We start from the raw sequence: 7,158 nt of genomic DNA on the forward strand, positions 1-7,158 counted from the left end.
CTCGTCTTCCGCCGACTCATGGAGCAGGCGGTCGTTACCGAGCCCGTCACTGAAGCCGCAGTGACGCATGGCTATAAGTGGTGACCACAACATATAGGGCGTGGAGGCACTAACCGACCACCCCCCTTTAGGATAATCGCCAGTCGATTTCCTCCTGCTTTAGATGAGTGACAGACGATGGCCCGTCCAGCCCCTTTGATTGACCTGACTGACGAGCAACGCACCCTGCTCGAAGGGATTTCCCGACGCCGCGAAACCGCCCACTGCCTGGTGCGGCGCGCGCGGATCGTGCGGCGCGCCGCCGACGGCGAACCCAACAAGGCGATGGCGCACGCCCTGGACCTCGATGAAGACGGTGTCGGGCCGTGGCGTCGGCGGTGGGCGAACGCCCAGGACCCGTTCGCCGCCCTGGCGGGCCAGCCCAAACGCCTGCGCGCCGCGATCGAGGAGATCCTGTCCGACCGCCCGCGTTCGGGCAACCCGGGCGATTTCACGGCGGAGCAGATCTGCCAGATCGTCGCGCTGGCCTGCGAAACCCCGCCGGATCCCTTGACGCATTGGACGCGCGAGGATCTGGTGCGCGAGACGCTCGCACGCGGCATTGCGGAGACGATTTCGGCCAGCACCATCGGCCGTTTTTTAACATCAGGCCGACCTCAAGCCCCATCGCACCCGGTCTTGGCTCAATGCCAAGATCGACGACGAGGCCACCTTCCGGGAAGCGGTGCGCACCGTGTGCAAACGGTACCATCAAGCGCAGGAACTCCATGAACAGGGGGTACCTGTCATCTCCACCGATGAGAAAACCGGCATTCAGGCCCTGGAGCCGATTCATCCGTCCCATCCGATGCGTCCGAGCCATCCCGAGGCGGTCGAATTCGAGTACGAACGCCACGGCACCCAAGCGCTGATCGCGAACGTCGAGGTCGCCACCGGGCGCGTCATCGCGCCCTCCATCGGCGACACCCGCACCGAAGCGGATTTTGTGGCCCACCTCGCCGCCACCGTCGACACCGATCCGCAGGCCGAATGGATTTTCATCGGCGATCAGCTCAATACCCACCAACCCGCCAGTCTGGTGGAATTCGTCGCGCCGCGCTGCGCCATTGAGGTGGATCTCGGACGCAAAGAAAATGAGGGCATCCTCAAGTCCATGGCCTCGCGCGCCGCCTTCCTCCAGGATCCCACGCACCGCATCCGCTTTGTCGATACCCCGACGCATTGCTCCTGGCTCAACCAAGTCGAGATCTGGTTCGGCATCTTGACCCGTCGACTCCTCAAGCGCGGGCGCTTTGCCTCCACCGAGGAACTCAAGCAACGGATCCTCGCGTTCATCGAATTCTTTAACCAGACCCTCGCCAAACCGTTTCGCTGGACCTACATCGGCAAGCCGCTGATGGTGTGATTTATCCGGATAATTTCAAGCGTGATGTACTAGCGTGCCAGGAACTGCACCAGATCCGCCGTCGAGGGGAATTTTTTCCCCTGCTCCCGCCGACAGTCCTCGATCGCCCGCCCCAAGGCCCGAATCGCCAGGGACACCAGCGCGGAATCGCGCGCGAGCTTGCTGCGGTGGTGTTCCCCGAGACGCAGGATGGTGTCGAGCATATCCGCCTCGATCGCGTCGTCGCCGACGAGTTCCGCGCTCAGGCGGCGGCCGATCGCGGGCGCGGTGTCTGCCGGGGCGTTTGGCGGGATTTCGGCGGAGTGTGCGCGGAGGTCGCCCTCGACTGCGGCGTTTGCGGACGCCTGCGGGTTCTCGCGGTTTGCCTGGGATGCGGTCATCATGGTCTGATTTCGGCCCGTCGGCATGGAAAAACGGCGGTTGAGGGCAATCAGTATAGCCACCTTGAGCGACGGGCGTTGTTGATTGGCGTTTGTCGTGATAGCGTGAAGGCGCTGCGCGGATTTCACGCCCGTCGTCCGGTCACACACCGCCCGCCGGCGCCCGGGGCGCGGCGGCGTTGGTGGTGATAATTCCCCCTTATCACCACTAAGACCGCGCAACCGAGCCGCCGACCCCGCCCCCGAGGACACGTTATGGAGATTGCCACCCTGCCGGCGCGCTTCGACGCCTGGTTGTGCGCCCCGGACATCGGCCATCCCTATGCGCCGAGAACGCGTTCGCTTTATGCGCGGGTCGCGGGACGGTTTCTCGCGTTTATGACGCAGCATGACCTGCAACACCCGCGCGAGGTCAACGCCGCCTGGGTGCGCCACTATCTTCGCGACTTGATCGATTCCGGGTTGAAACCGGCGTCGTTGCGGCTGTATGTCGGCGCGACCGAGCTGTTCTTTGACTTTCTGCAGTATGAGGGGTTGGCCGACGACAATCCGGTCGCGAGCGCGAAGCTCGGCCTGAATGGGAAAAAAGTCCGAGGAGGGCGGGTGCAATCCCGTTTGCCGCCCGTCCTCTATCAACAGGAGCGCGAGGCGCTGATCGACGGGATCTTTGCCCGCCAGCACCGCAATCGCGACCGCGATCTCGCGATGGTGGGTTTGCTGCTCGATTCGGGATTGCGCACCGAAGAACTCGGCACCCTGACCCTGACCCTGACCCTGACCCTGGCGCACGGGCGCACCCTCCTGGCGACCGGGCAGGTGCGCGTGATCGGCAAGGGCAATCAGGAACGCCTGGTGCGCCCGCTCGACACCTACCGTCCGGCACTGCGCGCCTATGTGCAGGCGCGCGCGAGCGCCCCGGCGAGCGACTGGCTGTTTCCCGCGCGCACCGGCGGCGCGATGCACCAGGCGCTGTTGCATAAGCTCGTGCAGCGCTATCTGCGTCAGGCCGGGATCGACAAACCGCAGATGGGCGGGCATCTGCTGCGCCACACCGCCGCCAGCCGGATGCTCGCCAGCGGGCTGAACCTCCGGGTCGTGCAGGCGTATCTGGGGCACGCTTCGCTCACCACCACCGCCGCCTATATCCATCTGCTTGAGGAGGGCGACGGCGACGCGCACCTCCCCCCGTGAGCCTGGCTCAGGGGGGAGCGGTGTCGCGACCAGCCAACCTCCGGCGCCCGACCGGCCAACATCGCCGATGTCGGCCCCGATTCGCGGCCCCTCTCCGGGGTCTCGAAACCGGTTCGTTGCGGTCGAAAAACCGGTTGTCGCCATCAAGGTCCGAATTGCCTAGACTGGAACACGTCAGTCGGCCCAATCCGTCGACGGGAGGGTCGATGCCGATTGGCGACGCGCCGGTCAGCCCCAAGGCGCCGGGCGTCGACTTGCCGGTCGATGCCTGGGGCCGAGCCGGGTGCACGAAGATCAGCCCTTGGGCGCCTGACGCCTGGGCAAATCCTCTGCGCCCGCCGGGATGTTGGCAGGCCGTTGGCAAAGCGCGTGGGGCAGATTGGCCAGTCATGTGGATTGAAGACCCGGAGAGGGGCCGCGAATCGGGGCCGCAATCCGGGATGTTTGCAGATCGTGACAGCGATGGCCGAGCGTTCAAGCGGATCCGGCCTTGAGGACATCATGAGACAAGCACACCGAAAAACCGCGCTGGTGACCGGCGCCAACTCGGGTCTGGGCAAGGCGGTCGCTTTGGCCCTGGCCGCCGAAGGCGCGCGGGTCGGCATGGTGGCGCGCGACCGTGCGCGCGGCGCGGCGGCGCTGGCCGAGATCCAGACCGCGACCGGCAATGTGGATCTGCATCTGTTCGTCGCCGATCTGGCGGATCAGACATCGCTCCGTGCCCTGGCCGAGTCGGTGCTGGCGCGTTTCGACCGGTTGCATCTGCTGGTAAACAATGCCGGCACCGCCTATCCCGCGCGCCGTCTGAGCCCGGATGGCCTCGAATGCGCGCTGGCGGTCAATCATCTGGCGCCCTTTCGGTTGACCCAGCTGCTGCTCGACCGGCTCCAATCGAGTGCCCCCGCGCGCATCGTCAATGTCGGCACCCGCATCGAGGCGGCGATGAATGTCGAGGATCTTAATTGGGAGCGCCGACCGTATCGCTCGATGCAGGGCTATGCGCCATCCAAGCTCGGCAATTTGCATTTCACCTTCGAGCTGGCGCGCCGGCTGCGGGGCAGCGGGGTGACGGTGAATGCGGTGTTTCCGGGCGTCTTCCGCTCCAATCTCGGCGGCACCGATGGCGCGCAGGGGGTGTTCTGGAAATCGGTGGCGGCGCTTTTTGGCTGGGCCATTCCGGCGCCCGAACAGGCGGCGCGGCGGGTGCTTTATCTCGCCAATGCTCCCGAGCTGGAGGGGGTCAGCGGGCAGTATTTCGGCCATCGCAAGACCCTCCGGGCGCCGGCTCAGGCGCGCGATCCAGAAACCAACCGGCGTCTGTGGCAGATCAGCGAGCGCCTGACCGGGGTCGATGTGCCATCGCCTCGACCGCCTGAAGACGCGCGTTGTTTCGCTGCCCCGCCGGTCTGATCCGGCCCACAGAGGCCACTCCATGACGCCTTGAGCGCAAAGCGCCGATCATCCGCGAGCCGTTTCGACGCGTTTCGTTCGTTGTGGGGTACCCGCAGGTCCTTCCAGGGTTGGGCGCCGACGCGTGCCGCGCGATCGGAACCCTGCTTGCGCCGCCGCACGGCGGCAGCGCTCTTGAGCTGCACCTCCGGCGTGTCGCGGTCGACACGGGCCTTGGTCGCCGCCATGAAGACGGTCGCGTTCGTCTTGGTCACGACCTCGGGGATGCCTTGCGGTTGCCCGAGGCGAACGCCTGGCTGCGGCGCTTCCTGATCCACGACAAGCGCATGCCCGTCAGGCCGCGCGCCTCTCCAGCCGGCCCGTCGATGTCCTGTGCGAGCGAATGGATCGGCGGCGCCGCGAGCGGGTCGTGCGGCCCGGCGACACGCTTCTTCAAGAGCTGGTCCGCGGGGCGCAGCGCGAGCGCCTGGCCGGAGCGATCGAAGGGCTGATGCGCGCCGAGGAGGCCAGATCCATCGACCGCCTGCTCGCCGACGACGATGGCCCGCACCCGATCACCGAGGGAGAGCGTGATTCGTTGATCAGCCTGACACGAAACGCGCGTCCCTTCAGCCTGCCGACGGACAGCTTCTTCAACGCCGCCTCCACGCTCTCTCGGCTGACCGCCACATAGGCCCACTGGTCGGCGATCTGGATCTTTCCCACTTGGTCACCGCGAAGACCACCCGGACCCGTCAACGCGCCCAGGATATCTCCCGGGCGAACCTTTTGCTTCTTGCCACCATCGATCTGAAGGGTGGCCATCGGCGGCACCATCGGGCGGTGTTCCAGCTGATCGAGTGACGGCAATAACTCGCTGTCCATGATGGGATCCACCGTGGTGTCCAATGCGGCGACGCGATGCGCCTCCCCTTCATCGTAGAGAGAAAAGGCCACGCCCTGGCTACCGGCACGCCCGGTACGACCCACGCGATGGAGATGCCCCTCCGCCTCCAGGGCCATCCGGTAGTTGATCACCGCATCGAGCGAGTCGATGTCCAAACCACGGGCCGCCACATCGGTGGCCACCAGCACCGAGACGCTCTGATTGGCGAACCGCGCCAGAACCTCGTCCCGCTCCCGTTGCTCCAGGTCACCGTGCAGCGCGAGGACGCTAAAACCCCTGTCCCGCAACCCCTGAGCCACGTGTCGCGTGTCGACCTTGGTATTGCAAAACACCAGGGTCGACACCGGTTGGTACTGCAACAGCAAGAGGCACAGCGCTCGCTGCCGCTGGTGATCGTCGGTCACGCGATAGAAGTGCTGGGCGATACTGCGATGGTCATGGGTGGACGCCACTTGGGCCATGACCGGTTCATGCATGATCCGCCGAGCGATGGCCTGGATCCGACGGGGGTAGGTGGCGCTAAACAGCAGTGTTTGGCGTCTCGTCGGTATCCGGTCGATGATCGCCTCCAGCGACTTTTCAAAGCCCATCTCCAGCATCCGATCCGCCTCGTCGAGCACCAGCATCGTCACCTCATCCAACCGCAGCGTACCGCGCTCCAGGTGATCCGCGATGCGGCCCGGCGTTCCCACCACGATATGAGCACCGTGTTCCAGCGAGCCGATCTGAGGGCCAACGGCGACCCCGCCACAGAGTGTCAGCACCTTGATGTTGTGCCTCCTGCGCCCCAGTGCGCGGATCTCCTGGGCCACCTGATCGGCGAGTTCACGGGTGGGACAGAGGACGAGTGACTGGACCCGAAAGCGTCCGACATCGAGCCGCTCCAGGAGACCGAGCCCAAACGCGGCGGTCTTCCCCGAACCGGTCTTGCCTTGTGCGATGACATCCCGCCCAGCCAGGATATCCGGACAACTCAGTGCCTGGATGGGGGTCATGGTGTGATAGCCGAGCGAGGACAGATTCTCCAGCAGATCCGGGCTGAGATTGAGTGAGGTGAAAGACGTCTTGGTCAAGAGGGGTGTCCCGCCGTGGCGCTGGAGTCGTCCGGTGGCGTGCGTCCATCGCGGTACTCCAACTGCAGGCCGCTGAGAAAGTTTCGCAGAATTTGATCTTTACAGGGGCGGTAGTGCTTATGATCCGGCTTGCGAAAGAACGCACTCAACTCATGCTTGCTGATGTGAACATCGCTGGCGGCCAAGAGACGCAGGATATCGTCCGCCTTTAGATCCAACGCGATCTTGAGCTTCCTTAAAGATGATGTTGTTGTTCAAGGATTGTTCCGGCTCGGGCGGCTCGCTGGCTTTCGTGCCCCGCCGCTCATTGATCAAGCCGTTGAGGAAGATCGCCAATTGGTGATCGCTACAGGCATCGAACTCCGGATCATCGTCTCGCTTCAACCAATGGCTGACTTGCGGGCGGGTCACCCGACTGTCCGCCGCGGCAAACACCGCCATCATCTTGAGATCATCGAAATCGAAGGTGTATCGAAGACGGCGCAGGACATCGTTGTTGGTCATACAAGGGCTCAATGGTTAAATAAAGCAAGGTCATCCCCCGGCGCTGCCGGGGAGACAGTCGCAGTTCGACATTTTCTTTGATCGTCATTGTTTAGCAGGTTCATGCGGAAGCGGGCACTGGTTCAGTTCAGTTGTGCAATATAAATTATATATATCAATAACTTGATAATATACCCGCACATTGGAAAATCTGACTTCCTTACAGGGAAACCCTGTATTGACTGCGCTTGGAGTGCGACTATTGGTTTCACCTCTTTGCGGCAGATCCCCTCAACTACCTGATTTCTTGGTTTTTCTTTCCAAATTGAA

Annotated in this window: 10 protein-coding genes; 4 read left to right on the forward strand and 6 right to left on the reverse strand. The window is 63.9% G+C overall.

The window, feature by feature from the left end; all coding sequences use genetic code 11:
* Positions 1 to 177: 177 nt before the first annotated feature.
* The gene (locus QZY07_RS08140; protein ID WP_295401445.1) at positions 178 to 771 is read left to right on the forward strand and encodes a helix-turn-helix domain-containing protein; all 594 of its coding nucleotides are present in this window, start codon (positions 178 to 180) and stop codon (positions 769 to 771) included.
* The gene (locus QZY07_RS08145) at positions 734 to 1,405 is read left to right on the forward strand and encodes a transposase (RefSeq protein WP_295401447.1); all 672 of its coding nucleotides are present in this window, start codon (positions 734 to 736) and stop codon (positions 1,403 to 1,405) included. The genes QZY07_RS08140 and QZY07_RS08145 overlap by 38 nt, the downstream gene beginning before the upstream one ends.
* Before the next feature lie 29 nt (positions 1,406 to 1,434).
* Here QZY07_RS08145 and QZY07_RS08150 read toward each other — a convergent pair whose 3' ends face one another.
* Positions 1,435 to 1,788: a hypothetical protein gene (locus tag QZY07_RS08150; RefSeq protein WP_295401448.1), complete on the reverse strand. Its 354-nt coding sequence runs from the start codon at positions 1,786 to 1,788 to the stop codon at positions 1,435 to 1,437.
* Positions 1,789 to 2,040: 252 nt separating this feature from the next.
* Here QZY07_RS08150 and QZY07_RS08155 point away from each other — a divergent pair, with 252 nt between their 5' ends.
* Together QZY07_RS08155 and QZY07_RS08160 are read left to right on the forward strand one after the other, a co-directional pair.
* On the forward strand, positions 2,041 to 2,976 hold the full coding sequence (locus QZY07_RS08155) for a tyrosine-type recombinase/integrase (protein ID WP_295401450.1): 936 nt from the start codon (positions 2,041 to 2,043) through the stop codon (positions 2,974 to 2,976).
* Between the two features lie 501 nt (positions 2,977 to 3,477).
* Complete coding sequence (locus QZY07_RS08160; protein ID WP_295401452.1) at positions 3,478 to 4,386, forward strand: SDR family NAD(P)-dependent oxidoreductase; 909 nt, start codon at positions 3,478 to 3,480, stop codon at positions 4,384 to 4,386.
* A 250-nt stretch (positions 4,387 to 4,636) separates the two neighbouring features.
* Here QZY07_RS08160 and QZY07_RS08165 read toward each other — a convergent pair whose 3' ends face one another.
* From QZY07_RS08165 to QZY07_RS08185, 5 genes are all read right to left on the reverse strand, one after another.
* Positions 4,637 to 4,822 (reverse strand): hypothetical protein, encoded by a 186-nt coding sequence (locus QZY07_RS08165; RefSeq protein ID WP_295401453.1) that lies wholly within the window; start codon positions 4,820 to 4,822, stop codon positions 4,637 to 4,639.
* A complete protein-coding gene (gene dbpA, locus QZY07_RS08170) occupies positions 4,819 to 6,345 on the reverse strand; it encodes an ATP-dependent RNA helicase DbpA (protein WP_295401454.1) in 1,527 nt (508 codons plus the stop codon). Before dbpA ends, QZY07_RS08165 begins: the two co-directional genes overlap by 4 nt.
* Entirely contained in the window at positions 6,342 to 6,563 is a 222-nt protein-coding gene (locus tag QZY07_RS08175; protein WP_363183928.1) for a DUF1456 family protein, read from the reverse strand. The genes dbpA and QZY07_RS08175 overlap by 4 nt, the downstream gene beginning before the upstream one ends.
* The gene (locus QZY07_RS08180) at positions 6,496 to 6,849 is read right to left on the reverse strand and encodes a DUF1456 family protein (protein ID WP_295401457.1); all 354 of its coding nucleotides are present in this window, start codon (positions 6,847 to 6,849) and stop codon (positions 6,496 to 6,498) included. The genes QZY07_RS08175 and QZY07_RS08180 overlap by 68 nt, the downstream gene beginning before the upstream one ends.
* A gap of 122 nt (positions 6,850 to 6,971) precedes the next feature.
* Positions 6,972 to 7,158, reverse strand: a 187-nt coding sequence (locus tag QZY07_RS08185; protein ID WP_295401459.1) for a hypothetical protein, incomplete at its 5' end; no start/stop codon positions are given.

It is taken from the genome of uncultured Thiocystis sp. (genome assembly GCF_903866365.1).
Lineage (GTDB): Bacteria > Pseudomonadota > Gammaproteobacteria > Chromatiales > Chromatiaceae > Chromatium.

Bases quoted from the DNA above. Each gene is read 5' to 3' on its own strand.
- QZY07_RS08140 (WP_295401445.1), top strand. From the start codon at position 178: ATGGCCCGTCCAGCCCCTTTGATTGACCTGACTGACGAGCAACGCACC.
- QZY07_RS08160 (WP_295401452.1), top strand. From the start codon at position 3,478: ATGAGACAAGCACACCGAAAAACCGCGCTGGTGACCGGCGCCAACTCG.
- QZY07_RS08150 (WP_295401448.1), bottom strand. From the start codon at position 1,788: ATGATGACCGCATCCCAGGCAAACCGCGAGAACCCGCAGGCGTCCGCA.
- QZY07_RS08180 (WP_295401457.1), bottom strand. From the start codon at position 6,849: ATGACCAACAACGATGTCCTGCGCCGTCTTCGATACACCTTCGATTTC.
- QZY07_RS08155 (WP_295401450.1), top strand. From the start codon at position 2,041: ATGGAGATTGCCACCCTGCCGGCGCGCTTCGACGCCTGGTTGTGCGCC.